This is a genomic window from Roseibium aestuarii (assembly GCF_008477545.1).
Taxonomy (GTDB): domain Bacteria; phylum Pseudomonadota; class Alphaproteobacteria; order Rhizobiales; family Stappiaceae; genus Roseibium; species Roseibium aestuarii.
This window is the reverse complement of the sequence record NZ_VORA01000004.1, coordinates 125817-150983: the sequence shown is the minus strand read 5'-3', so window position 1 is coordinate 150983 and position 25167 is coordinate 125817. Positions and strand designations below refer to the sequence as shown.

The 25167-nt window shown below is 64.4% G+C and carries 20 protein-coding genes; 10 read left to right on the top strand and 10 right to left on the bottom strand.

Going from position 1 to position 25167, the window contains the following annotated elements; all coding sequences use genetic code 11:
• Positions 1-108 precede the first annotated feature (108 nt).
• From FR728_RS15080 to FR728_RS15055, 6 genes are all read left to right on the top strand, one after another.
• Positions 109-1722, top strand: a complete 1614-nt coding sequence (locus FR728_RS15080) for an ABC transporter substrate-binding protein (protein WP_149893557.1) — start codon at positions 109-111, stop codon at positions 1720-1722.
• 141 nt (positions 1723-1863) lie between these two features.
• Positions 1864-2817, top strand: a complete 954-nt coding sequence (locus FR728_RS15075; protein WP_149893556.1) for an ABC transporter permease — start codon at positions 1864-1866, stop codon at positions 2815-2817.
• 2 nt (positions 2818-2819) lie between these two features.
• Complete coding sequence (locus FR728_RS15070; protein ID WP_149893555.1) at positions 2820-3707, top strand: ABC transporter permease; 888 nt, start codon at positions 2820-2822, stop codon at positions 3705-3707.
• A complete protein-coding gene (locus FR728_RS15065) occupies positions 3694-4746 on the top strand; it encodes an ABC transporter ATP-binding protein (RefSeq protein ID WP_149893554.1) in 1053 nt (350 codons plus the stop codon). Before FR728_RS15070 ends, FR728_RS15065 begins: the two co-directional genes overlap by 14 nt.
• A complete protein-coding gene (locus FR728_RS15060; protein WP_149893553.1) occupies positions 4743-5738 on the top strand; it encodes an ABC transporter ATP-binding protein in 996 nt (331 codons plus the stop codon). The genes FR728_RS15065 and FR728_RS15060 overlap by 4 nt, the downstream gene beginning before the upstream one ends.
• Before the next feature lie 204 nt (positions 5739-5942).
• Positions 5943-6539, top strand: coding sequence for a VPLPA-CTERM sorting domain-containing protein (locus FR728_RS15055; protein WP_149893552.1), 597 nt, complete (start codon positions 5943-5945; stop codon positions 6537-6539).
• Between the two features lie 57 nt (positions 6540-6596).
• On the opposite strand, the gene FR728_RS15050 is transcribed toward FR728_RS15055, so the two are convergent.
• From FR728_RS15050 to FR728_RS15015, 8 genes are all read right to left on the bottom strand, one after another.
• Positions 6597-8405: an ABC transporter ATP-binding protein gene (locus FR728_RS15050; RefSeq protein WP_149893551.1), complete on the bottom strand. Its 1809-nt coding sequence runs from the start codon at positions 8403-8405 to the stop codon at positions 6597-6599.
• Positions 8406-8462: 57 nt separating this feature from the next.
• On the bottom strand, positions 8463-9416 hold the full coding sequence (locus tag FR728_RS15045; RefSeq protein WP_149893550.1) for an acetamidase/formamidase family protein: 954 nt from the start codon (positions 9414-9416) through the stop codon (positions 8463-8465).
• Entirely contained in the window at positions 9406-11028 is a 1623-nt protein-coding gene (locus FR728_RS15040; RefSeq protein WP_149893549.1) for an ABC transporter substrate-binding protein, read from the bottom strand. The genes FR728_RS15045 and FR728_RS15040 overlap by 11 nt, the downstream gene beginning before the upstream one ends.
• A 74-nt stretch (positions 11029-11102) precedes the next feature.
• Complete coding sequence (locus tag FR728_RS15035) at positions 11103-12023, bottom strand: ABC transporter permease (protein ID WP_149893548.1); 921 nt, start codon at positions 12021-12023, stop codon at positions 11103-11105.
• A 3-nt stretch (positions 12024-12026) separates the two neighbouring features.
• A complete protein-coding gene (locus FR728_RS15030) occupies positions 12027-12926 on the bottom strand; it encodes an ABC transporter permease (protein WP_149893547.1) in 900 nt (299 codons plus the stop codon).
• Complete coding sequence (locus FR728_RS15025; protein ID WP_149893546.1) at positions 12923-13534, bottom strand: ANTAR domain-containing response regulator; 612 nt, start codon at positions 13532-13534, stop codon at positions 12923-12925. The genes FR728_RS15030 and FR728_RS15025 overlap by 4 nt, the downstream gene beginning before the upstream one ends.
• Positions 13531-14754, bottom strand: coding sequence for a transporter substrate-binding domain-containing protein (locus FR728_RS15020; RefSeq protein WP_188318923.1), 1224 nt, complete (start codon positions 14752-14754; stop codon positions 13531-13533). The genes FR728_RS15025 and FR728_RS15020 overlap by 4 nt, the downstream gene beginning before the upstream one ends.
• Positions 14755-15195: 441 nt before the next feature.
• On the bottom strand, positions 15196-15987 hold the full coding sequence (locus FR728_RS15015) for a lysozyme inhibitor LprI family protein (protein ID WP_149893544.1): 792 nt from the start codon (positions 15985-15987) through the stop codon (positions 15196-15198).
• 358 nt (positions 15988-16345) lie between these two features.
• Here FR728_RS15015 and dctP point away from each other — a divergent pair, with 358 nt between their 5' ends.
• The 3 genes from dctP (at position 16346) to FR728_RS15000 (ending at position 20246) form a co-directional block, all read left to right on the top strand.
• On the top strand, positions 16346-17452 hold the full coding sequence (gene dctP, locus FR728_RS15010; RefSeq protein ID WP_149893543.1) for a TRAP transporter substrate-binding protein DctP: 1107 nt from the start codon (positions 16346-16348) through the stop codon (positions 17450-17452).
• Between the two features lie 111 nt (positions 17453-17563).
• Complete coding sequence (locus FR728_RS15005) at positions 17564-18886, top strand: TRAP transporter small permease subunit (protein WP_149893542.1); 1323 nt, start codon at positions 17564-17566, stop codon at positions 18884-18886.
• Positions 18887-18890: 4 nt separating this feature from the next.
• Entirely contained in the window at positions 18891-20246 is a 1356-nt protein-coding gene (locus FR728_RS15000) for a TRAP transporter large permease (RefSeq protein ID WP_149893541.1), read from the top strand.
• Positions 20247-20332: 86 nt separating this feature from the next.
• Here FR728_RS15000 and FR728_RS14995 read toward each other — a convergent pair whose 3' ends face one another.
• Together FR728_RS14995 and FR728_RS14990 are read right to left on the bottom strand one after the other, a co-directional pair.
• Positions 20333-22348, bottom strand: a complete 2016-nt coding sequence (locus tag FR728_RS14995) for a MacB family efflux pump subunit (protein ID WP_149893540.1) — start codon at positions 22346-22348, stop codon at positions 20333-20335.
• Between the two features lie 10 nt (positions 22349-22358).
• The gene (locus FR728_RS14990) at positions 22359-23594 is read right to left on the bottom strand and encodes an efflux RND transporter periplasmic adaptor subunit (RefSeq protein WP_149893539.1); all 1236 of its coding nucleotides are present in this window, start codon (positions 23592-23594) and stop codon (positions 22359-22361) included.
• A 760-nt stretch (positions 23595-24354) separates the two neighbouring features.
• On the opposite strand from FR728_RS14990, the gene FR728_RS14985 reads away from it, so the two are divergent.
• Positions 24355-25047 carry an RNA polymerase sigma factor gene (locus tag FR728_RS14985; RefSeq protein WP_208998847.1) on the top strand — a complete coding sequence of 231 codons (693 nt, stop codon included), beginning with the start codon at positions 24355-24357 and terminating at the stop codon, positions 25045-25047.
• Positions 25048-25167 lie beyond the last annotated feature (120 nt).

Genomic DNA, 25167 nt, shown 5'->3' with positions numbered 1-25167 from the left:
GGATATCGGGTTTCATTCAGGGGGAACGCGTCCGGAGGATGGTTCGACTGGCGCGCGGCCCGAGGCATGGCCATGCGCGGCCAGGTGTTTTGAAGAAGGACGATTGCAATGGCATTCAGGAAATTCCGGGGGGCAGCCCTCGCCGCCCTTTCCCTCGCAGCCCTCGCGGGCGCATCGCTGGACGCACTGGCGGCCGGCACCCTGCGCGTGGGCATGACCGCCTCCGACATTCCGCTGACCACCGGCCAGACCGACCAGGGCGGCGAAGGCATGCGCTTCATGGGCTATACGGTCTATGACAGCCTTGTCGAATGGGACATGACCAGCGCCGACAAGCCTTCCGTCCTGACCCCCGGTCTTGCGACCGAATGGGCCGTCGACGCCGAGGACAAGACCAAGTGGGTCTTCAAGATCCGCGAAGGGGTCAAGTTCCACGACGGCAGCGCCTTCACCGCCCATGACGTCGTCTGGAACTTCGAAAAGCTGCTGAACCCGGACAGCGAGCAGTATGATCCGCGCCAGTCCGCCCAGGGCAAGTCGCGCATTCCGGCCGTCGCCTCCTACAAGGCCGTCGACGACACCACGCTGGAAATCATCACCAAGGAGCCGGACGCCACCCTGCCCTACCAGCTCGCCTGGATCCTGATGTCCTCCAAGGCCAACTGGGAAGCCCATGGCAAGAACTGGGAAGAAGTGGCCAAGGAACCGTCCGGTACGGGCCCGTGGAAGCTCTCCAGCTTCGTGCCGCGCGAACGCGCCGAAATGGTGCCGAACGCCGACTACTGGGATGAAACCCGCATCCCGAAGCTCGACAAGATGGTGCTGATGCCGCTGCCCGAGCCGAATGCACGCACCGCGGCCCTGCTGTCCGGTCAGGTCGACTGGATCGAGGCGCCGGCTCCGGACACCATTCCGGCCCTCACCGGCAATGGCTTCGAGATCGTCTCCAACGCCTATCCGCACAACTGGACCTGGCATCTCTCCCGCCTGGAAGGGTCGCCGTGGAACGACATCCGCGTCCGCAAGGCGGCGAACCTCGCCATCGACCGGGAAGGCCTGAAGGAACTGCTCGGCGGTCTGGCCGTGCCGGCCAAGGGCTTCCTGCCGCCCTCCAGCCAGTGGTTCGGCAACCCGACCTTCGAAGTGAAGTATGATCCGGAAGCAGCGCTCGCGCTGATGAAGGAAGCCGGCTACGGCCCCGAGAACCCGCTGAAGGTGAAGGCGCTGATCTCGCCCTCCGGCTCCGGCCAGATGCTTCCGCTGCCCATGAACGAATATGTGCAGCAGAGCCTCGCCGAAGTGGGCATCGAGGTCGAGTTCATGGTGGTCGAGTGGAACCAGATGATCAATCTGTGGCGCGCTGGTGCTGCGGATCCGAGCGTCGACGGCTCCCAGTCCATCAACTTCACCTACTTCATCCAGGATCCGTTTACCGGTCTGATCCGCCACCTGTCCTGCGACCTGATCGCGCCCAATGGCACCAACTGGGGTCATTATTGCGACGACGAGATGCAGGACCTGTTCAAGCAGATCAAGACCACCTTCGATCCGGAAGCTCAGGATGGAGTGCTGCGCAAGACCCACGAGAAGTACGTCAACGACGCGCTCTTCCTGATGGTCACCCACGACGTTGCCCCGCGCGCCATGAGCGCCAAGGTCAAGGGCTTCGTGCAGGCGCAGAACTGGTACCAGAACTTCTCCGGCATCACGATCGAGGAATAAGCCTCAACGGGTCCGCGGCGGGGAGACCTTCCGCGGACCTTTCCTTTCCGGGCACCGATCCGCCCGCCGACCGGCTGCCAGCCAGCTCAGCCCCGCGCCGGTGCCTTGCCGGCCCAGCCACTCTCAGGACCAGCGGTCTCCATGTTCGCCTATCTCGTTCGCCGCCTGATCTACGTGCTGCCCGTCGCCATCGGCGTCAGCATCATCTGTTTCCTGCTCGTGCATATTGCCCCGGGCGATCCGCTGACGGCCATCATGCCCGTGGATGCGACCCAGGAGGAGCAGGCGGCCATGCGCGCCGCTTATGGTCTCGACAAGCCGCTCCCCGTGCAATACGCGATCTGGGTGGGCAAGGCAGTCACCGGGGACCTGGGCAAGTCGATTGCCACCGGACGCCCCGTCGCCGACGAGGTCTTCGCTGCGGTCAAGAACTCGCTGCTGCTCGCCTTCACCGCCAGCGTGATCGCCTTCCCCATCGGTCTCTTCCTCGGCTTCGTCGCGGGCTATTTCCGCGACACGCTGATCGACCGGGCGGTGACGGCCTTTGCGATCACCGGCGTGTCGGTGCCTAACTACTGGCTCGGCATTGTGCTGGTGATCATCTTCTCCGTGACCCTCGGCTGGCTGCCGTCCATGGGCGCCGGCCCTGGCGGCTCCGGTGCCTGGGCCTGGGACTTTGCCCATATCAAGCACCTGATCCTTCCTTCCGTGACGCTGGCCGTGGTGCCGATCGGCATTGTTGCCCGGACGGTGCGGGCGCTCGTCGGGGACATCTTCTCTATGGACTTCGTTCAGGCGCTTCAGGCCAAGGGCATGCGCCCGCTGGACGTGCTGCGCCACGTCATCCGCAACGCGGCACCCACGGCGCTCTCGGTCATGGGCCTGCAGCTCGGCTATCTGCTCGGCGGCTCCATCCTGATCGAGACGGTCTTCAACTGGCCGGGCTCCGGCTTCCTGCTGTCCAACGCCATCTTCCAGCGTGACCTGCCCCTGCTGCAGGGGACCATCCTCGTGCTGGCCCTGTTCTTTGTGACGATGAACCTGATCGTCGACGTGGCGCAGGCCGCCATCGATCCGCGCATCAAGAGGTCCTGACCATGACGCTTACCGCCGATCAGGCCGATCTCGCCGAACCGGTGCGCAAGGCACCTGGCTACTGGAGCGGCGTGTTCCGCCGCTTCCTCAAGGATCCGGTCGCCGTCACCTGCACCGTCATCGTGCTGCTGCTGATCCTCGCCGCGATCTTCGCCCCCTATCTCGGTCTCAACGACCCGTACAAGGCCAGCATGATCAAGCGCCTGAAGCCCATCGGCTATCCGGGCTTCCCGCTGGGCACCGACGAGCAGGGCCGCGACATGCTGGCCCGCCTCATCTATGGCGGGCGGCTGACCCTGTTCGTCGGGCTCGTTCCCGTGGTTCTGGCCTTCGTCTTCGGCTCCACCCTCGGGCTGATCGCGGGCTATGTGGGCGGCTGGGTCAACACGGTGATCATGCGCACGGTGGACATCTTCTTCGCCTTCCCTTCCGTGCTTCTGGCCATTGCCATTTCCAGCGCGCTGGGAGCAGGCATCGTCAACTCGCTCGTGTCCCTCACCATCGTCTTCATTCCACCCATCGCCCGTGTGGCGGAAAGCGCGACGGCGAGTGTCCGCTCGCTCGATTATATCGATGCGGCACGGGCGTCCGGCGGCGGCGCGCTCACCATCGTGCGGGTGCATGTGCTGGGCAACGTTCTGGGCCCGATCTTCGTCTATGCCACCAGCCTGACGAGCGTCTGCATGATCCTGGCCGCCGGCTTGTCGTTCCTGGGCATCGGCGTGCGCCCGCCCGAGCCGGAATGGGGGCTCATGCTCAACACCCTGCGCACGGCCATCTACGTCAATCCCTGGGTCGCCGCCCTTCCCGGCCTGATGATCTTCATCACGTCCCTCTGCCTGAACCTTCTCAGCGACGGTCTCCGGAGTGCCATGAATGTCAAAGACTGAGACCGATACGACACCCGCTGCCGATCGCGGCGGACCGCATCAGCCACTGATCATCGCCAGCGGCCTGAAGAAGCACTTCCCCGTGCGCTCCGGCCTGCTGAACCGGCAGACCGCGACGGTCCACGCCGTCGACGGCGTGTCCTTCGAGGTGAAGAAGGGCGAGACGCTCGGCATCGTGGGCGAAAGCGGCTGCGGCAAGTCCACCACCGCCCGCCTGCTCATCGGCCTGATCGAGCTGGACGATGGCTCGATCATCTTCGACGGCGACAAGCTGGGCTCGGACATCTCGCTGAAGGAGCTGCGCCGTGGCGTGCAGATGGTGTTCCAGGACAGCTATGCCTCGCTCAATCCGCGGCTGACGATCCTCGATTCCGTTGCCTTCGGACCAAAACTCCACGGGCTGAAGGACCCGGCCGGGATCGCCCGCAACCTGCTCGGGCGCGTGGGGCTCGATCCGGACCGCTTTGCCCATCGCTATCCGCACGAGCTTTCCGGCGGCCAGCGACAGCGGGTCAACATCGCTCGTGCGCTTGCCATGTCGCCGCGGCTGGTGATCCTGGACGAGGCGGTCTCCGCGCTCGACAAGTCGGTCGAGGCACAGGTGCTCAACCTGCTCAATGACCTGCGCGAGGAGCTGGGCCTCACCTATGTGTTCATCTCCCACGACCTCAACGTGGTGCGCTACATCTCCGACCGGGTGCTGGTGATGTATCTGGGTGAAGTCGTGGAAGTCGGGCCGGTGGAGTCGATCTACGAGACCCAGGCCCATCCCTACACGGCCTCTCTCTTTGCCGCGATGCCCTCCATGGATCCGGACAATCGCACCGAAGAACCGCCGCTCGCCGGAGATCCGCCCAACCCGATCAACCCGCCGAGCGGCTGCCGCTTCCACACCCGCTGCCGCTTTGCGGAAGGGGTCTGCGCCAGCCGCAAGCCGAAGCTCGCGACCATCGGCGGCGATGCGGACCATCTGGCGGCCTGCCACATGCATGACGCCGCCTCCGGTCATTCCCTTGCCCTGAAGGAGGCTGCCGAATGAGCGCCACTCCTCTCGTCGATTTCGATCACCTGAAGGTCCGTTTCAAGGGCGACCGCACGGTGCATGCGATCAACGGTCTGACGCTGAGCCTGGGCCAGGGCGAGATGCTGGGACTGCTGGGGGAATCCGGCTCGGGCAAGAGCGTGACGCTCAAGACCCTGCTGCGGCTTCTGCCGCCCAAGCGCACGGAGATCGAGGGCTCGATCCGGGTGAACGGCACGGACATCATGTCGCTTTCCGGGCGCAAGCTCTCGGCCTTCCGGGGCAGCCAGGTCTCGATGATCTTCCAGGAACCGGCGCTGGCGCTCGACCCGGTCTACACGATCGGCGATCAGATTGCCGAGACCGTCATGCGTCACAAGGGGATCAGCAAGACGGCCGCCATGGACGTGGCCCTCGACATGCTGACCCGGGTGCGCATCCCCTCGCCCGAGCGGCGTCTGAAGGCCTATCCGCACGAGATGTCGGGCGGCATGCGGCAGCGGGCGATGATCGCCCTGGCGCTTTCCTGCCGCCCCAAGCTGCTGCTGGCCGACGAACCGACCACTGCCCTTGATGCGACCGTTCAGATCCAGATCCTGCTGCTGCTACGCGAGCTGCAGAAGGAATTCGGAATGGGGGTGATCTTCGTCACCCATGACATCGGCGTGGCCGTTGAAGTCTCGGACCGGATCGCGGTGATGTATGCGGGCAATCTGGTCGAAACCGGCACCACGCGCGACGTGATCAAGAACCCGCGGCATCCCTATACGCGCGGGCTGCTTGCGGCCAATCTCCATGGCGCGGTGAAGGGCGCGCGTCTCGATGCCATTCCCGGGTCGCCGCCCGCCCTGGAAACCCCGCCCACCGCCTGCTCCTTCGCGCCGCGCTGCGCTCATGTCCGCCCCGCCTGCCTTGCCGGCCTGCCGCCGGTCGCAGACCTCGGCAACGGTCACACGGCCGCCTGCGTGCTTGCGGCGGAACACGCATCCCAGGAGCTGAAATCTGCGTGATTGGACATTGCGCGCGAAAGATGAAATGCCGTGAATTGCCCGCCCTGATCATTGCCCAGGCGGCATTTCGAGACAGCGAACACAGATTGGAACAGTAGCCGTCAAATATTCATGGTTAACGGATCACTAAGAGCTTGACGAGCGCCCCGGATATAGGAGATTTGCGATATTTCCGTAAGGTACCCTTTGACGGGGAGCGTCGAAATGATGAGCAATTTCTTCAAGAATTTCAGACTTCTGGCGATCGCAGGCCTTGCACTGGTTGCAGCAGCCAGCGCAAGCCAGGCCAGCACTATTGCAACTTTTTACAATGACGTTTCAAACTCGGCGACGGCGCGCTTCACGCTGACCGCGACGCAGGACAATGCGTTCGAGGTTCTGGTCAACCTGTCCGGCGTGTTCGACTCCACCGCCGCTCTGCTTGGGACTGTCTTCACCGTTCATCCGCCCAACGAGGAGAACGAGTTGAACTTCGTCAACGCCAACCTCCAGACCGGCAGCACCGCCTTCAGCGGTGGGACCAAGGACAACGGCGTCGGCAGCATCTTCTCGACCACGGCGGAATACCTCCTGCTCAAGATCGGTGGCGGCAAGACCTACAACATGGCCATGATCCACAATCTGAGCGGTGGCCAGCTGGATCTGACCTTCACGCAGCTGACGGAGCACAGCGGCCTGAGCCACATCACGGCCTTCGGCAATGTGACTGCGGTTCCGCTGCCCGCTGGCGCCCTTCTCGGGCTTGCCGGGCTCGGCGGTCTGGCGCTCGTCGGCCGTCGCCGCAAGGCTGCTGCCGCCTGAGCACGCAAGGCTCTCCACGAATGACGAAACCCGGCGGACTGTTCCGCCGGGTTTTTCTTATGCCACTGCGACCAGGTGCCCCGCGCCCACGTCCTGATAGCGGACGCGACTGACACTCTCACCAATCGGCACCACCGGCGAGGGGATCTCGCCCTGGGGCACATCGAACACGGCACGGCGGCGCGCCGGATCAGGGATCGGCACGGCGGACATGAGACGGCGCGTATAGGGATGCTGCGGGTTCTCGAAGATCTGGCGCCGCGTGCCGATCTCGACGATCTGCCCGAGATACATCACCGCGACCCGATGGGAGACCTGCTCCACGACGGTCATATCGTGGGAGATGAAGAGATAGGCGAGCCCCAGCTCGTCCTGAAGCTCCTTCAGGAGGTCGAGGACCTGGGCTTGCACGGACACGTCGAGGGCTGAAACGCTCTCGTCGGCAATGATCGCCTTGGGCGAGAGGGCAAGTGCGCGGGCAATGCAGATGCGCTGGCGCTGGCCGCCGGAGAACTCGTGCGGATGCCGCTTCATCTGGTCCGGGGTGAGGCCCACGCGGCGGAAAAGACCGGCCACCCGGTCCTGCAGCTCCTGCCCGCTTGCGAGACCATGGATCACCAGCGGCTCGCCGACCAGGTCGCCGACGGTCATGCGCGGATCGAGGGAGGCATAAGGGTCCTGGAACACCATCTGCAGATTGCGGCGATAGGCCCGGTCGCCGGCGGCGGTGCGGGCGCGTAAGACGTGCTCGCCGCAAACCCGGATCGACCCTTCCCAGGGCACCAGGTTCATCAGCGCCTTGCCGATGGTGGACTTGCCGCAGCCGCTTTCCCCGACGAGCCCCAGGGTCTCACCCCGGTGCAGATCGAAGCTGATGCCCTCGACCGCATGGACCCGTGAGACAACGCGGTTCAGCACCCCGCCGCGCAGGTCGAAGCGCACGGTCAGGTCATCGACCTCAAGAACCTTGGCGGCAGCGGCGGTCCCGGCATGGGCATTGACCGGATCGACCCCGGCAAGCGCGCCCAGCTTGGGCACGGCGGCGAGAAGTTCTTCCGTATAGGCGGCCTCGGGCGCGGCGAAGAGCGGGCGGACGAGGTTGTCCTCCACGATCTTGCCGTGCTGCATGACGATGACCCGGTCGGCCATTTCGGCGACCACGCCCATGTCATGGGTGATGAGGATGATGGCGGTGCCGGTTTCCTTCTGCAGGTCGCGCATGAGCTGCAGGATCTGCGCCTGAATGGTCACGTCGAGCGCCGTGGTCGGCTCGTCGGCAATCAGCACCTTGGGATGACAGGCGAGCGCCATGGCGATCATCACGCGCTGGCGCATGCCGCCGGAGAGCTCGTGGGGATACTGGGTCATGCGGCGCTCGGGCTCGGACAGGCGCACGGCCTTGAGAGCCTCCAGCGCCCGGGCATCCGCCTCGCGCCGGGAGAGCGGCTCATGGGCCAGCACCGCCTCGCGCACCTGGCGCCCGATGGTCAGCACCGGATTGAGCGAGGTCATGGGCTCCTGGAAGATCATGGCGATCTCGCTGCCACGAATGGTCCGCATCTCGGCTTCGGGCAGCGTGGTCAGATCGCGCCCCTCGAGATGGATGGAGCCGCCGACCACCTTCGCCATCGGCTCGGGCAGAAGGCCCATGATGGAGAGAGCGGTCATGGACTTGCCGGAGCCGGATTCCCCGGCGACGCAGATGGTTTCGCCCTCATGCAGGTCGAAACTCAGACCATCGACCACGATCTTGCGGCCCTGAGGGGTCGCCACGGCGGTCTGGAGCCCGGACACGCCGAGCACGACCCTGGAGGATCGCTCGGAGAGCGAAGACGGGACGGCAGGCTCGGGCGGCAGGGTCGACATGGCAAATCCGGAAAGTGACGGGAAAAAATGGCCGGACCGAAGCCCGGCCAGTTGGGGTTAGTTCAGGACGACCTTCGGGAAGTAGAAGGAAACGACCCAGTTCGGCATGTCCACGATCTCGGAGATCCGCAGATCGCCACAGACGGAACACAGCATGTAGGCCTCGACCGCGCTGTAGTTGTAGCGAGCGCAGAGGAGGTCGATCATGTTGGAGACGGCAGCCTGAGCTCCGGCGTAGAGATCCGTGCCAATGCCGGTGGTCACTTCGTAGCCCATCTCGTCCAGGTGACGGGTCACCGGGCCGGGGGTTTCGAAGCGCGGCATCTTCAGGTTCTCGCCCTTGATCAGGTCCAGCTCCACGACAACGTTCATCGGGCTTTCGATGGCCGTTCCGCAGACTTCCCCGTCCCCCTGGGCGGCGTGGGTATCGCCGATGGAGAACAGGGCGCCCGCCACTTCCACCGGCAGGTAGAGCGTGGTGCCGGCCGCAAGATCGCGGATGTCGAGGTTGCCGCCGACCCGCCGGGGCGGGACGATGGAATGCAGGCCGGCCTCGGCCGGAGCGACCCCGATGGTGCCGGCGAAGGGCTTGAGCGGAACCTTGCCGAAGGGCGCATAGGCCGAGGTCCCCAGCTTGTCCTTGTCATAGGACCAGACATGCAGGGCCGGTTCCTTGAACTGGTCCGCCAGCAGGCCGAAGCCGGGAATGTTGGCGGTCCAGCCGAAGCCGGAGGGCTTGAACTCGTGAATCTTGACCACGAGGGAATCCCCCGGCTCGGCCCCATCCACATAGATGGGGCCATTGACCGGATTGATCTTGCCGAAGTCCATGTCGGCCACGTCCTGGACCGTGCTCTGCGGGGTCAGCTGACCGGCGGAGCTGTCGAGACACTCGAATTCCAGAACCGTGCCCGGCGTCACCTTCTGGGCCGGGACAAGCGAGTTGTCCCAGCCGAAATGGTGTTGTGCCGAGTGGATGGTATAGGCGGCTGCCTTGCAGTTACTGCACATCTTTCGCCCAGACGTAGTCGTAGTTGACGGGAATGTGGACCGGATCGACGAAGATGGCGTCGGGGCCACCCAGCCGCTCGGACCGCATGGTGAAGCGCTGCTCGTGGAAGACCGGAGCCCAGGGCGCGTCGTCCATCACGGAGATGAAGATCTTGCGCCACAGTTCCTCACGCTCGGCCTTCTTGGCCGGGTCGGTGATGCTGTCGGCTTCGGTCGCCAGCTTGTCCAGGTCCTCGTTGCAGTACCAGGACCAGTTCCAGCCGCCCTGAACGGCGCCGGAACAACCGAGGATCGGGCCGTAGAAGTTGGACGGATCCGGGAAGTCGGCGATCCAGGCCATGCCGCCGGACCAGATCATCGGGGCCTGATCGGCTTCGCCGCCGGCCGCGATCACGTTGGCCTGAGCCAGCGCCTTGATCTCGACCTTGATGCCGATGGCGGCGAGATCGGCCTGGATGGACTGGGCAATGCGCGGGTTCGGGTCGGTGTTGTAGACGTAGAGTTCGGTTTCGAACCCGTCGCCGAGACCGGCCTTGGCCAGCAGGGTCTTGGCCCCTTCCGGATCGTACTTGTAGCCTTCGTAGGCCGTGTCGTAGCCCGGCATGGACGGCGGCAGCGGCTGGTTTGCAGCCACGGCGCGGCCATTGATGATGCGGATCACCCGGTCCTTATTGATGGCCATGTTCACGGCCTGACGGACTTCCAGCTTGTCGAAGGGGGGCATCTTCACGTTCATCGTGACATAGCCGGTGTGCAGCTGGCCGCCCTCGATGATCAGGTCCTTGTACTGGGGATCCTGGGTCACTTCGAGGAACTTCGCCGGCGGAATGCCGTCACCGGGAATGTCGGCTTCGCCGCGCTGCAGGCGCAGCAGGGCCACCACCGGCTCCTGGCCGACCTCGAAGGTGATCTGGTCGAGCTTCGGCACGCCGGCGCGCCAGTAGGCTTCGTTGCGCTTGAAGATCAGGTGCTGGCCGAGGGTCCAGTCTTCCAGGGAGAAGGCGCCGGTGCCGACCGGATGCTTGCCGAAATCGGCACCCCACTTCTCGACTTCTTCCTTCGGGACGATGGAGGAGAAGTTGATGGCCATTACATGCAGGAATGTCGCATCCGGGCGGGACAGCTCGATCTTCACCGTGTAGGGATCGACGACGGTGACGCCTTCCAGGCTCTCGGTCTCGCCGGCGGCAACCGCATCGAAGCCCTTGATGGAGCCGAAGAAGCCGGCGCCGGGGCTCTGGGTCTTCGGGTTGGTGACGCGGTCGAGGGAGTATTTCACGTCTTCCGCGGTCATCTCGCGGCCGTTGTGGAACTTCACGCCTTCGCGCAGCTTGAAGGTGAAGACGGTGCCATCCTCGGAGATGGTGTAGTCCTCGGCCAGATCCTTCATCAGGTTGGTCGTGCCGGGCTCATAGTCCATCAGGCCGTCGAACAGGCTCTTGATCATGGACCAGTTCTGCCAGTCGTAGCCGATGGCCGGGTCGAGGGTGGAGACGTCATCCTTGTAGGTGACGACCATGGAGCCACCCTGCTTGATGTCGTCGGCGTGGGCCGGCGTCATGGCGGTGGCGGCGAGCAGAGCGGTTGCTCCTGCCAGAAGGGCCTTCTTCATTTCAAATACCTCCGGTTCGGTGTCTGTGGTCCGGTGCGCTCTTGTTCGGGTGCTTGCCGGCCCGGGGTTGCGCCTCAGCGCAGCTTGATCCTGGGATCAATGAGGGGAGCGACCAGATCGGCGAGGAAGTTGCCGAGGACGATCGCGAAGGCGGACACGAGGGTGACGCCCATGATGATGGGAATGTCGACGCGCTGAATGGCCTGCCAAGCGAGCTGGCCGATGCCCGGCCAGCCGAACACGCTCTCCACCACGACGATGCCACTCATGAAGAGGCCGATGTCGATGCCGATCATGGCGATGATGGGCAAGAGCGCGTTGGGCAACGCGTGGCCGAAGAGAACCTGCCAGCGCTTCAGGCCCTTGGCGCGGGCCGTGCGGATGAAGTCCTGGCGCAGAACGTCGATCATCGACGAGCGCATCATGCGGGAGTACCAGCCGGCCCCCAGGAACCCGAGGGTCAGCGAGGGCAGGACCATGTGCATGAAGGTGCCGTAGCCGCCGATCGGGAACCAGCCCAGCTTCACCGCGAAGACATAAAGCAGCAGGATGCCGATCACGAATTGCGGCGAGGAGACCCCGACGAAGGACAGCACCATGAGCGAGGTGTCGGTGGGCGTGTTGCGCCGGAGCGCCGCCACGAGCCCCATGGTGAGGCCGATGAGCAGCTCGCAGACAATGGCCCCGACCATGAGCAGCAGGGTTGCGGGCAGGCGCGAGGCGATCAGCTCGCCCACTTCCGTCTTCTGCAGATAGGAGCGGCCGAGATCGCCCTGAACGAGGCCAGACAGATAGCGGAAATACTGCTCGTAGAAGGGCAGGTTCAGGCCCAGCTGCTCACGGATGTTCTCGACCGTCTGGGTGGTCGCCGAGCGGCCCGCGATCTGCCGCGCCGGGTCGGCCGGGATCAGATAGAGCAGCACGAAGGTGAAGAAGGAGATGCCGAGCAGGATCAGGAGCGACTGCAGGGCGCGGCGCAGGACGTAGCTGCCCATGGGTCAGTGCCTCCCCTTCTGGGTCGGGTCGAGCACCTCGCGCAGGGCGTCGCCGAGCAGGTTGAAGCCGAGAGCCAGCGCGATGATCGCAAGCCCGGGGAAGAAGACGAGCCAGGGCGCGGAGGTGAAGTAGGTCTGGTTCTCGTAGATGATGTTGCCCCAGGAGGGGGTGGGCGGCTGCACGCCGATGCCGAGATAGCTCAGCGTCGCCTCCAGCAGCACCGTGGTCGAAATGCCGAGTGTTCCGAAGACCAGAATGGACGACAGCAGGTGTGGCAGGATGTGGCGGAAGAGGATGCGGAAGGTCCCGGCCCCCATGGAGCGCTCGGCGGTGATGAACTCGCGCTCGGACAGGGAGCGGGTCTCCGTATAGACCACGCGCGCCATCTGCACCCAGTTCACCATGGCGATCACCATGGCCACGATCCAGAGCGACGGACGGAAGAGAGCGGCCAGGGTGATCGCGAGCAGCAGGGCGGGGAAGGCCATCATCAGATCGGTGAAGCGCATGAGCACGGTCTCGACCCAGCCCCGGAAGAAGCCGGCCAGAATGCCGACCGATGCGCCGACCAGAGCGGCAACTCCGTTGGCCACCACGCCGATGATGAGCGAGGTCTGCGCCCCGTAGATCAGGCGGGACAGCAGGTCACGCCCCAGAAGGTCGGTCCCGAGCCAGAAGGTGGCGCCGGGCGGAAGTGGCGCGCCTTCCAGGGTCAGGCCCTCGAAGAACTGTTCGTTCGGATCAAATGGCGCGACCCAGGGCGCGAAGAGCGCGGCACCGACGATGACGGCGATGAGAACGAGGGCAAAGAGGGCGAGCTTTCGCGTCAGAAGACGCGCGAAGGCTCCCTTCTCCACCTCTTGCGCCGGTGCTTGTGTCACGGCGATTTCGACCACGCTCATTCCCTTCCCCGCTTGATTTCCGAATTGCGTCCGCGGGCCTGATCCACCAGCGCATCCGCGGCATCCTCGATCGACACCCGGCCCGTCATGGCCAGGGACCTGAGGTGGCCGTAGGCCTCTTCCGATCCGCACTTGTGCACGTCCATGAGGAAGAGCACCGCCTCCACCACGTTGGGCCGGCGCGCGAGCCTGGATTCCAGATCGGAAATCCGGTTCACGGATTCCCAGTGGGTCTGGAAGGACCGGACCGCCACCACGAGAGCGCCGAAGACGCCCGTCGAGCCGACCGGCTTGCTGAGGTGTGCTCCGGCACCGCGCTGGATCGCCCATTCCACCCGGCCCGGCGCTTCCGAGCCGATGAGGGCGACCATGGGCATGGGCAGCTCGGACTGGGGCCAGGGGAACTGCTCCTCGTGACCCATGTCCGCATCGAAGAGTACGATGTCCGCGTCGCGATGCTCGGCTGCCAGGGCAGGCCAGGCGCAGGTCACCACCATGCCGAGCCGCTCCAGCTGCCGGGTCAGCCGGTCGAGATCCGTGTGGGGCCGGTGCAGCACGACGGCGTGCAGGCCGCGGAAATTCGGTGTCTTGAAGGCCTTCAGTCTCATTTGACCACCCTCAGAAAGCTGCGGCCGGGCTCGTCCGGCTCCTTCCCCGAGCGCATGGGCGCGGCGAAATCGCGTTCCTGACGCTCCGCATTCAGGTTGACCAGATAGGGGTCGGGCGCGAGGCGGCGGGCCTGCGGATTGAGCATGCGGAAACCGGCCTTCACATCTCCCAGAGCCTCGGCGCTTTCCACCACCCCGATGAAGGGCGTGAGCGTGGCATGCTGGGTGGAGCGGTCGATCGTCAAATCGCCGACGGGTGTCGGCAGGGGCAGGGTCGGCAGGATGTCGCGAACGATGTCCGGATCCGGCGAGCCGCAGGTCTGGATTGCCTGAGCCAAGGCCCAGACCGCCTGATAGGGCCCGGTGAACATGGCCGACACACCGCGCGAGCGCCCGCGCAGCGCGTGCATCCGCTGAACGAACTCCCGGTTCTTCGGGTAGGCCGCGCTCTCGAAATAGGAGGCGGTGGAGATGACCCCTTCGGCCGCCTTGCCGATGATCGGCAGCTCGGCTTCTGTCAGGTTGCAGCTCAGCACCGGCATCACGTCGGCACTGAAGGCCGGATCCGCCTCGCCCAGACGGCGCAGGGCACGCAGGAAGGCGTAGCTGCTGTCCCCGATCAGATTGTTGAAGATGAAGTCCGGCCGGGTGTCGCAGATCTCGGCGATCAGATGGTCGATCTCCACATCGCCCAGCGCCACATAGCGCTCGCCCAGCACGGCGCCATCCTCGGCGGCCAGCAGCTCGCGGGCGATGCGGTTCATCTCCCAGCCCCAGATGTAGTTGGAACCGAGCAGGAAGGCGCGCTTGCCGTAATGGGGCAGGATCTGTGCAAAGAGCGGCACCACGTTCTGGTTCGGGCAGGCGCCGGAATAGATCACCCGGTCATGGCTCTCGAACCCTTCATAGGGCACGGAATACCAGAGCAGGCCCTGATGGCGCTCCAGCACGGGCAGCAGTTCCTTGCGGCTCCAGGAGGTCTGACAGCCGATGATGTGGCGGCACCTGTCCTGACCCAGCATGCGGTTCGCGAGCACGGCGTATTGCTCGGCGCGGCAGGCAGGGTCGGCGGCGACCGCCTCGAAGGTGAAGTCGAAGAGGTCGGAGGCATTCACTTCCGCGATGGCGGTCATCGCGCCCTCGTGGCCCTCACGGCCAATCACCGAGTAGGACCCGGTGCTGGAAAATAAAACGCCGATCGGAATGACCCTGTCCGTCATGTCCCGCCTCTCCGGCCCGATGAGGCGGATCGGGATCCGCCGGACATCAGGCATAAAAAAACCCCGACCCGCTGCCCGGTGGGGGCACGCGAAAGATCGGGGCGCAATTGCCGTGCGGCACGTGAGGCCGCTATGTAATAATCAGCATCGCGAAGCCCGCCAGAATTGTCAATGTTGCGCACGCACAAAGAATCGCCACGCCCAAGGGTCGTGCAGTGCCGCGACGACCACCCGTGGCTTGCATCCTCCGGAAGGGGCGGAAAAACCCCCCGGCAGGTCATGCGCCCGGTCGGATTGAGAAACCCGCAGGATTTCCGCCCGTCGCCGAACGGGAGCCGCGACAGGCGCTTCCTCACCCTGCGCCTCGCTCAAAAAATAAGCAATAATGCCTAGAATCGCAGCAGGGTCTTTTGCCGGCGTATCAGGGACGAGGGGCCGGTGTCAGGCGCCACCACAGAAATGCTGGCTGTCGCCGAGCACCCAGTCGCGGCGGGCATCCACGTCGAGCGTGTAGTAGAGAACCCCGCGCGTGTCGCCTTCCGGACAGTCATGCGGCCGGCTCACGAGGCAGAGAACAACACGGTGACCGGCCTGCGCCTCATCGAGACCCACCCGATCATAGGACACCTGCCAGATCTCGTTCTCATAGCGGATGGCCGTACCCTCGCTCTCGTTCTCCCAGCTGGCGGGCGCACCGAACCGGGTCGTGACTTCGGCAATGCGGGTCAGGGCACATTGGCCAACGACTTGCGGGGCGCGTTGAAGCCAGGCTGAGCGCGACCGGAGCGCATCCTCGGCAAGCCCCTGCGCCTTGGCCGCCACCAGCGCCTCGGCGTAACGGTCGATCCAGCGGGCGACCTTGCCTTCCATCACATCCAGATAGGTGGTGTAAGCGCGGCTCATCACCCCGGCCAGACAGGCGCGGTCCTCGCCGCAGAGCGCCCGGTCGGAGAGAAAGCGCCGGGCGACCTCGTCCCGGTGCAGGAACTCGCCCTGATAGGTGCCATAGGCTTCGGCGGCCGTCCGGTCGATCGCAGAGAGCAGGGGATCGGCGCAGATGGCCCTCTCGTCCGGGGTCGCGGCCCGGGCGCAATCGAAGGAGGGGCCGGCACGGAACGGATCGGCCGTCGCCTCCCCCGCCTGCACGGGCGCGGCCCAGACCAGCGACGCAAGGACCAGCGCCGCAAGGGGCAGCAGGCGGATCGCTCCGCGCATCGGCATCCACATCGTCATGTGCTCCCCTTCCATGGTCTCTCGACTGGTCCCCGGCTCTTGCCCGGCCAAGCCGCCCGCCGCATCAATCCCGTTACGGCTTGGCGATTTCGACAGTAATACCAAGCGCATTTGTTCCCTGAAAGCAAAGATGTCTCAAAACCGACTGCCGCTTGCGAGGAGGAGCAACTGCTGTAGACTGGTTCACGCTAGGGAGGCTTCAAGTGATTGTCCCGCCGGAGCTTGGAGGAGCGCACGGCGACCCAGAACAATCACTGGGCAGGGAATGTCGACATCCGACGGTTGGAGGACCGGAGGGCGTTCATGTTCCGCAATACCTGCCCGCCGTTTCTCCTTCCTGGCCGAATGGGAGGAAAACATGAAACAGCTTGCAACGCGCAGACAGGCTCTGCGGAGCCTTGCCGGCGCCGGTGCCGCCGGTGCTGCAACCCTTGCCGCCCCGCACATTGCCTCGGCACAGGCGCAGACGACCACCTGGAAGATCCAGACCAGCTGGCCCGGTGGCGCCGGTCTCCAGATCTTCAAGGACTGGTGTGCGACCATCGTCGAGAAGACCGGGGGCGAACTCGCCTTCCAGCCCTTCGGCGCCAATGACGTGGTGGGGGACTTCCAGCTCTTCGACGCGGTGAAGAACGGCGTGCTGGACGCGGTGAACCCCTTCACCATCTACGCACAGGGGATCATTCCCGCCGCCACCTTCCTGACCTCGATCCCGCTGGGCCTGCGCAACCCGCATGAGTTCGACGTCTTCTACTACGGGCTGGGCGGTCTCGAGATTGCCCGCGAGCTCTATGCGGCCCAGGGCATGCATTTCGTCGGCCCCGTGCATCACGGTCCGAACATCATCCACTCCAAGGTGCCGATCCGCTCCATCGATGACTTCCGTGGCCGCAAGATGCGTCTGCCGGGCGGCATGGTGGCCGAAGTCTTCAGCGAGCTGGGCGCGGAAACCACCGTTCTTCCGGGATCTGAAATCTTCCCGGCGCTGGAAAAGGGCACCATCGACGTGGCCGACTATGTGGGCCCGGCGGTGAACTACGCCCTCGGCTTCTCCCAGGTGACCAAATACATCTCCATGGGCCCTCCGGGCTTCATGTCCCTCTACCAGCCGGTGGACATCATGGACATCACCGTGGGCATGGGCGCCTGGAACAAGCTCAGCCCGCAGATGCAGCAGTTCGTGGAAATGGAAACCCACGTCTACTCCGACATGCATCACGCGGCGATCCAGAAGGCAGACCAGGAAGCCTGGGCCAAGTTCGAGGCCGACGGCACCGAGATCACCCGCCTCAGCCAGGACGACGTGGAGCTGATGACCGAGGTCGCCGTGCCGATCTGGTTCAACTACGCGAACCGCGACAAGGACAGCGCCCGGGTCTTCAAGATCCAGCTGGACTACATGATGTCCGGGTCGCTCGGCTACGTCTCGCCCGAGCTGGTCGAAGGACTCGAGCTCAAGCTCTGATCACGTTCCTTTTGCGCCCCAGCGCGCCCGGGGACCGCGGGCCCGCGCAGGCAACTGCGCGGGCCCCATTCGCCTCGGACGCCCGCTCCTACCCTTAGGGAAGCCAGAGGCATGCCTCATATCGATTTCACCCTGCCGCACTGGGCCTACTGGCTCGGCCTGATCATCTTTCCGATCATTGCCGCCAGTCTCGCCAAGCGGCCCAAGCCGAAAGAGCGGCGCTATTCGCTCGTGCTCGGCTATTTCATTCTGGTGACCGGCGGGATTCTCGGCCTTCACCGTCTTTACGTGAAAAGCATGATCGGGTTGGTCTACATCCCGGTCTTCATCGTCATTCTCTATGCCAATTCCCAGGGCCATGACGCCCGGTCCGTCTATTCTGACAACGCCAATCTGGTGCGTCAGGCCGAGCGGGTGCTGGAGCGCGAGAGCGAGCGGGTGAAGACCGCCGAGGCCGACCTTCCGTCGCTTCAGGCCGCCGTTCAGGCCGCCGAACAGGGATCCATGGCCGCGCGGCGGGCCGACCGGGACCTGCGCCGTGCCGAACAGCGCATCGAACAGGGCCGGGAACGGGTGAGCGAGGCCGAAGGCGACCTAACGGCCGCCCGCCCCCTGCTGGAAACCAGCGAGGCGGATCTGGCCAAGTGGTCGAATGTTGCGAAATACGCCTTCTGGCTGCTGATGGCCGGCGTGCTGATCGACATCTTCCTGCTTCCCGGGCTTGTTCGCCGGGCCAATGACAACATTCCGCCCGAGCGTGCGCTCACGCCGGAGGAGCTGAAGCTCAAGGAAATCGAGGCGGCGGAACGCCAGGAGGACAGCCGCTTCGTCTCGACCGGCTGGACGGGCAAGCTCGACAAGCTCTCGCTTTATTGCGGTGAGTTCGTCAGCTACTGGGCGGTGATCGCGGTGATCGTCTATTATTTCGAAGTCATGAGCCGCTATGTCTTCGGCAGCCCGACCAACTGGGCCCATGAAGCCATGTATCTCATGTTCGGGATGCAGTATCTGATCGCCGGGGCCTATGCGGCGCTGACGGAAGCCCATGTGCGGGTGGACATCTTCTATGCACCGCTGTCGAAGCGCCGCAAGGCGCTCGTCGACCTGCTGACCTCGGTCTTCTTCTTCATCTTCGCCGGCACCCTGCTCGTCACGTCGTGGATCTTTGCCTTCGACGCGATCGCCGTGCCGACCGGCAATTCCGTAATCTCCGACTGGGCCCGCGGCTCCATGAGCTTCGGCGACATGATCGCCTCGCTCAATCTGGCGCAGTGGACCGATCCGAACATCCGCTGGGGCGAGATCAGCTTCAACGAATGGGAAGTGCCGCTGTGGCCCATGAAGTGGGTCATGGTTCTGGGCGGCCTGCTGCTGGTGCTGCAGGGTATCTCGAAATTCGCGCAGGATCTCCGCGCGCTGACGGAGAAGGCTTGAGCCGATGGGACTTGATATCGGAATCGAGTGGCTGACACTCATCATGTTCGGCTCGCTGCTCGTCCTGCTCATGGCAGGCCTGCCGCTGGCCTTCGTCACGGGGGGGCTCGCGTGTGTCTTCCTGTTCATCCTCGGCGACGAGAGGGCGCTCAACATCGTCCCCTCGCGCATCTTCCCGCTGATGACCAACTATCAACTCTCGGCGATCCCGCTCTTCATCTTCATGGCCTCCATGCTGGAGCGAGCGGGCATCATCAACGAGATGTTCGACGTCATCTACAAGGTGCTGGGCGGCGTGAAGGGCGGCCTTGCGGCGGCGACGATCATCGCCTCGACCGTTCTGGCGGCAATGGTGGGCGTGATCGGCGCGGCCGTGGTCACCATGGGCATCATCGCCCTGCCCGCCATGCTCAAGCGCGGCTATGACCCGAAGATCGCGATGGGATCGATCATGGCCGGCGGAACGCTGGGCATCCTCATCCCGCCGTCGATCCTGGCGATCATCTATGCGGTGGTGGCGGAACAGTCGGTGGGCGAGCTCTTCATCGGCGCCGTCGTTCCCGGCCTGCTGCTGTCGGGCATGTATATCGTCTACGTGATCGTGATGAGCTACATCGACCCGAAGAAGGGCCCGCCGATCCCGCTGGAGGAGCGCGTCTCGACCCGGGAGAAGATCCGCCTGATGTCGGGCATGTCCGCCCCGATCGCGCTGATCGCCATCGTGCTGGGGGTGATCTTCACCGGTGTGGCGACCCCTGTGGAAGCCGCCGGCATCGGAACCTTCGGTGCCATCATCGTGGCGGCGATCCACCGCAATCTCGACTGGCAGACCCTGCGGGAAGCCTCGATCACCACCCTCAAGGCCTCGGCCATGGTGATCTGGATCATGTTCGGCGCGACGATCTTCGTCGGGCTCTACGTGCTCGAGGGCGGCCAGCAGTTCGTGCAAGGGGCGCTGGAAGCCACGGGCCTCGGCCCCTGGGGCATCCTGATCATCATGCAGATCGTGCTGATCATCCTCGGCATGTTCCTGGACTGGGTCGGCATCCTGCTGCTCTGCGTGCCGATCTTCGTGCCGATCATCAAGGCGCTCGGCGCCCAGGCCTTCGGCCTCGACAGCCCGGACGACCTGGTGCTGTGGTTCGGGGTGCTCTACCTGGTCAATATGCAGATGAGCTTCCTGTCACCGCCCTTCGGCTATGCGCTCTTCTATCTGCGCGGCGTGGCCCCGGCCGACATCCCCATGTCGGACATCTTCAAGTCCGCCCTGCCCTTCCTCGGGCTGCAGGTCATGGGGTTGGTGCTCTGCATGCTCTTCCCCGAGATCGTGACTTGGCTGCCAAGGCTGGTCTACGGCTGACACGATCATGAGCAACAAGAACAAGGCCCGGGAGCAATTCCGGGCCTTGTCGCGTTTCGGGGAGGGTCGCCAACCTTTCCCTGCCCTCAGCCCCCGGACAGCGCCGCGACCGGGTCCAGACGCGAGGCGTTGCGGGCCGGGAGATAGCCGAAGACGATGCCGATGAGGCTGGAGACGGCGACGGCCCAGATCATGGAGTCCGTCGAGTAAATGAGCCGGAAGCTGGAGCCGAGCAGCGAGAAGGCATAGCCGAAAGCCAGCGCCAGCAGGATGCCCAGAACGCCGCCGACGAGACAGACCAGAACGGCCTCTATCAGGAACTGCTGGAGGATGTCGCCGCGCCGCGCGCCCACCGCCATGCGCACGCCGATTTCCGACACGCGCTCGGAGACCGTGACCAGCATGATGTTCATGACGCCAATGCCCCCGACGAAGAGCGAGATCACCGCAATGGCCGCGATCAGCAGCGCCAGCGTCTGGGTGGTGGCCGTGATGGTCTCGCGGATGTCATCCGTGTTGAGAATGAAGAAGTCCTTCGTGCCATGGCGCAGGGTGAGGAACTCGGTCACCGCCGTTTCCGCCAGATCGCTGTCCACCTCGTCGGAGACCCGCACCGTGATGCTGCGCAGGCTCAGGTCGCCGAGCATTCGGGTCTGCAGGGTCGTGTAGGGGACATAGACCGCGAGGTTCTGGCTGCCGCCAAAGCCCCCCTGCTGGGTTTCCACCACGCCGATCACCCGAGCCGGCATGTCTCCGAGGAAAATCGTCGCCCCGAGGGCCAGTGACGCATCATCGGCGAAGAGGGCGGCAAGGGTGTTCTCGTCGATCACGGCGTCGAGGGCGCGGCTGCGCACGGAGGACCGGTCGAAGAAGCTTCCGGCCAGAAGCCTCGAGCCCTTGGCGGCGAAATAGCCCTCCCCCACCCCGGAGATCTGGGCGGACGCCTCCTCGCCGCGGTAGCGCGCGGTGCGGCTGGTCGAGACCGTCGGCGTGACGGCTGCCACATAGGGCTGACGGGCGAGCTGTTCCGCGTCGCCCACGGACAGGGTGGTGATCTTGCCGGACCGCACGTCGCCGTAACTCTTGCCCGGGAAGATTTCGAGCGTATTCGTGCCGAGGCTCGAAATATTCTCCAGCACCTTTTCCTGAGACCCGGTGCCGAGCGCAACCACGCAGACGACGGATGCAATGCCGATGATGATGCCCAGCATGGTGAGCAGGGCACGCACCCGATGGGCCTGCATGGAGCGCAGGGCCATGCGGAAGGACTCCGAGACCTGCTCGATCCGGCGCCGGAAGCCACCGCCCGAAGAGACGCTGGGCTCAGACCCGCTCGGGCCGATGTCCGCCTCGGTCTCAAGCAAACGCGCGTCGGCAGAGACCGGGTTGGGAAGGTCGGACTGGATGCGCCCGTCCTTGATCTCGACGATGCGTTCCGCCATGGCGGCAACGCCCGCGTCGTGGGTGACGAGAATGATGGTGCGGCCGGAGGCATGCAGCTCCTTCAGCACGGCCAGCACCTCCTCGCCACTGCGGCTGTCGAGCGCGCCGGTCGGCTCGTCGGCCAGGATGATATCGCCGCCGTTCATCAGAGCCCGCGCGATGGACACGCGCTGCTGCTGTCCACCAGAGAGCTGGGTCGGCCGGTGATGGGTGCGATCTCCCAGACCGAGACGCTCCAGCAACGCGGCTGCCCGGGACTGGCGATCGGAAAGGCTGCGGCCAGCATAGATCGCCGGCATCTCGACGTTTTCCAGGGCCGTCAATTCATTCAGCAGGTGATAGCGCTGGAAGATGAAGCCGAAATGCTCCCTTCGCAGACGCGCCAGCTCGTCCGCCTCCAGATCCGCCGTCTCGGCCCCTTCCACCCGGTAGCTGCCCCGGCTTGCCCGGTCGAGACAGCCGAGGATGTTCATGAGGGTGGACTTGCCCGATCCGGACTGACCGATGATGGCAACGAACTCTCCGCGCCGGATGTCCAGGTCGATGTCGGAAAGAACCTCAACCTCGCCATCGCCAGAGGGAAACGCCCGGCCGATGCCACGCAGGGTCAGCAATGGTATTTCGTCTGTCGGCTGGGTCAGGATTTCGTGCGATCCCATGGCAGCGCCCTCACAGACCCATGGGCGGCGGGCCCATGCGGCCCGAAGATGCGGCAGCGCCAGTGCCCGAAGCCTGTCCGGTGACGATCCGTTCGCCCTCGGAAATGCCGGAGCGGATTTCCACGTTGATCTTGTCGTCGAGGCCGGTCTCTACCTCGCGCGGTTCAACCGAGCCGGAGGCGGTGACCACGCTCACAGTGGGACGGGCCAATCCCGCGCCCTTCTGCACGGCAGATGTGGGCACGAGCACCACGTCCCGCGCCTCGCCGAGAATGATCTCCACCTCGGCGGTCATGTAGGTGCGCAGGTGTCCGTCCGGATTGGCGATATGGAAGATGCCGTTGTAGTAGATCGCAGACGTGTCGGAAGATGAGGACGATGACGACGAGATCGCGCTGTCGGACGTGATGCTCTCCGGCGCCGGCTCGATGCTTTCCAGCGTGCTTTCGTAAGCCTTGTCCGGCTCGCCGATGATGGAGAAACGGACCTTCTGACCGGGTTTCACCTGCACCACGTCGGCCTCGGAAATTTCGGCGCGAACGGTCATGGTCGTCAGATCGCCGAGCACCACGAGGGTGGGGGCGGACTGGGCCGCATTCACGGTCTGCCCCTCCTGATTGACGATGGCCAGAACCGTGCCAGCCATGGGCGCGGTGATGCGCGTGTAGCCCAGATTGGCCTGTGCGGTCTCCACAGACACCTGAGCCGACTGGACCTGCGCTTCGAGGGCCGCGATCTGAGCCTCTGTCACCTTCACGTCGGCCTCGGCACTTTCCAGATCCGCAACGGAGGTGGCCCGTTGATCCGAAAGGGTCCTCTCGCGCTCCAGAACCTTGCGCGCCAGCTGCAGGTCGGCCTGCTTTTCGACGAGCTGCGCGCGGACCTGGGCGAGCGCGGCCTCGGCCGTGCGCAGGTCGTTGGTCTGGGTCGTGCTGTCGATCTCCGCGATAAGATCGCCGGCAGCGACCTCATCCCCCAGAGCGACGTGCACGGCGGTGATGCGCCCCGACACCTGGGCGCCCACGGCGACGAGACTGCGGGGCTTGAGGATGCCGGTGGCCAGAACCGTCTGTTCGAGCGTGCCAATCCGCGCGGTGGAGATCATCAGTCCGGAGAGGGGATCCTGCGGCGAGAGGGTGCCGGAGCGCCAGAGAGCAAGAGCGCCGACGATCACCGCGCCAAGGGTGATCAGGAGCCAGCGCAAGCCCCGCTTGCCGGGTCGGCGACCCGATTTCACTTCAGCCATTCAATCCGTTCTTTCCTGCTGGCACCCTGTGACCCGGTCTGCGGAAACCCACCGCGCCTCGCCGGTCCCGGGTCGCCCGAACCCTGGGGCAAACCCTCGAGCGGGAGACCGGTTCGACGCCGCGCGCGCACCAGGCGAAAAAAATCATTATTCTTTTCGCTCCACCGGGCGGCACATCCTGCCGGGTCGATCATCAGCTATTTACGTTGTTGCGCGCGAACCGCAACACGCCAGTTGTATCGTCCCCGTCGCAAGACCGGCACGGGAAACATGCGGACATGATTTGCCGCAAAACACCCAAATTTCCTCGTCTTTTCAGGGTCACCGCTGGCTCTTGCAGGGCCTGATCGTTCTTCACGCCATTGTGAAAACTCTGGAAAGAGGTCCGCTCCTCACGTTCTGCCCTGTCGCCGGAACTCATTTAAGTTTAAATGCTTTATTAACCCTGACGTCATGCCTCTTCGTTCCCTTTCTTGCGACGACCTTTGCCCCTTATGTCCTCCTGCGCACTCCGACACATCGCCGCAAGGAACGAAGAGTACAATACGCACTCAATACATAATTACGTCTTTATGTATGCGGCATTTTATCAATTCATTATCCAACATAGGCATATATTTCCTACAACTCGGCAATATTTTCCTAGTAAATCTCAAAAAATTACTTCATTTTCTGCGCCTGATTTCTTTCTAGCCCCCGTTGAAAGTGTGGAAGCGGATCCATCAAGGCCCGCAATGTCACTTTCGCGAGGGATCCCCGTATGGGTATCGCCAACACGTCCATGGCTCACGCCGAAGTCGCTCAGGTCGACCCTGCAGCGGCACCGCACGCGAACGGGCGCGACGTTGCGAATGCTGTTCCGCACCGTCTTTCAGCAACCGATTGGCGCCGCATGACCGACGACGAGCTTCTTGTCCGGATCAAGACCGGCGACGAGGACGCCTTCCGCCAGCTCGTCGAGCGGCACGTGGATCGCGGCTATGCGGTCGCGGTGCGCATCCTGCACAACGGCACGGATGCGGAAGACGTGGTGCAGGACGCCTTCCTGCAGCTCTGGACGAAGCGCGAGAAGTGGGAAACCGGCCGGGCGAAGTTCTCCACCTGGCTCTACCGGGTCGTCACCAACCGCTGCATCGACCAGCTGCGCCGTCCGAAAGTGGAGGTCATGGACGATCTCCCCGAGCTGCAGGACGAAAGCAGCGACCAGATGGAGATGCTGGAACGGCAAGAAGCGAGCGATCTTCTGAACCAGGCCATCCAGGACCTTCCCGAGCATCAGCGCATTGCCCTGGTGCTCTCCTACACGGAGAATCTCAGTAACGCGGAAGTCGCGGAAATCATGGAAACATCGGTGTCCGCGGTCGAAGCTCTGCTCAAGAGGGCAAGACAGAAACTACGGCATTTGCTGCGAAATCACGGCGGCGAGATACTGGCGATGTTTACAAACAGTTAAGCATAGCCCGCAATTCCACATCTATAATACCGCCTGATTTGGGCAACTCCTCTCGTTGTAACGACAGGTGCGCGGATTCCCGTGCCTGAACCACGCCTGTGTATGGGGCGTGGCCCCGTT

What these genes read in the sequence shown, in the direction of transcription:
- FR728_RS15080 (WP_149893557.1), top strand. Translation starts at nt 109, where the DNA reads ATGGCATTCAGGAAATTCCGGGGGGCAGCCCTCGCCGCCCTTTCCCTC.
- FR728_RS15075 (WP_149893556.1), top strand. Translation starts at nt 1,864, where the DNA reads ATGTTCGCCTATCTCGTTCGCCGCCTGATCTACGTGCTGCCCGTCGCC.
- FR728_RS15070 (WP_149893555.1), top strand. Translation starts at nt 2,820, where the DNA reads ATGACGCTTACCGCCGATCAGGCCGATCTCGCCGAACCGGTGCGCAAG.
- FR728_RS15065 (WP_149893554.1), top strand. Translation starts at nt 3,694, where the DNA reads ATGTCAAAGACTGAGACCGATACGACACCCGCTGCCGATCGCGGCGGA.
- FR728_RS15060 (WP_149893553.1), top strand. Translation starts at nt 4,743, where the DNA reads ATGAGCGCCACTCCTCTCGTCGATTTCGATCACCTGAAGGTCCGTTTC.
- FR728_RS15055 (WP_149893552.1), top strand. Translation starts at nt 5,943, where the DNA reads ATGATGAGCAATTTCTTCAAGAATTTCAGACTTCTGGCGATCGCAGGC.
- FR728_RS15050 (WP_149893551.1), bottom strand. Translation starts at nt 8,405, where the DNA reads ATGTCGACCCTGCCGCCCGAGCCTGCCGTCCCGTCTTCGCTCTCCGAG.
- FR728_RS15045 (WP_149893550.1), bottom strand. Translation starts at nt 9,416, where the DNA reads ATGTGCAGTAACTGCAAGGCAGCCGCCTATACCATCCACTCGGCACAA.
- FR728_RS15040 (WP_149893549.1), bottom strand. Translation starts at nt 11,028, where the DNA reads ATGAAGAAGGCCCTTCTGGCAGGAGCAACCGCTCTGCTCGCCGCCACC.
- FR728_RS15035 (WP_149893548.1), bottom strand. Translation starts at nt 12,023, where the DNA reads ATGGGCAGCTACGTCCTGCGCCGCGCCCTGCAGTCGCTCCTGATCCTG.
- FR728_RS15030 (WP_149893547.1), bottom strand. Translation starts at nt 12,926, where the DNA reads ATGAGCGTGGTCGAAATCGCCGTGACACAAGCACCGGCGCAAGAGGTG.
- FR728_RS15025 (WP_149893546.1), bottom strand. Translation starts at nt 13,534, where the DNA reads ATGAGACTGAAGGCCTTCAAGACACCGAATTTCCGCGGCCTGCACGCC.
- FR728_RS15020 (WP_188318923.1), bottom strand. Translation starts at nt 14,754, where the DNA reads ATGACGGACAGGGTCATTCCGATCGGCGTTTTATTTTCCAGCACCGGG.
- FR728_RS15015 (WP_149893544.1), bottom strand. Translation starts at nt 15,987, where the DNA reads ATGACGATGTGGATGCCGATGCGCGGAGCGATCCGCCTGCTGCCCCTT.
- dctP (WP_149893543.1), top strand. Translation starts at nt 16,346, where the DNA reads ATGAAACAGCTTGCAACGCGCAGACAGGCTCTGCGGAGCCTTGCCGGC.
- FR728_RS15005 (WP_149893542.1), top strand. Translation starts at nt 17,564, where the DNA reads ATGCCTCATATCGATTTCACCCTGCCGCACTGGGCCTACTGGCTCGGC.
- FR728_RS15000 (WP_149893541.1), top strand. Translation starts at nt 18,891, where the DNA reads ATGGGACTTGATATCGGAATCGAGTGGCTGACACTCATCATGTTCGGC.
- FR728_RS14995 (WP_149893540.1), bottom strand. Translation starts at nt 22,348, where the DNA reads ATGGGATCGCACGAAATCCTGACCCAGCCGACAGACGAAATACCATTG.
- FR728_RS14990 (WP_149893539.1), bottom strand. Translation starts at nt 23,594, where the DNA reads ATGGCTGAAGTGAAATCGGGTCGCCGACCCGGCAAGCGGGGCTTGCGC.
- FR728_RS14985 (WP_208998847.1), top strand. Translation starts at nt 24,355, where the DNA reads ATGGGTATCGCCAACACGTCCATGGCTCACGCCGAAGTCGCTCAGGTC.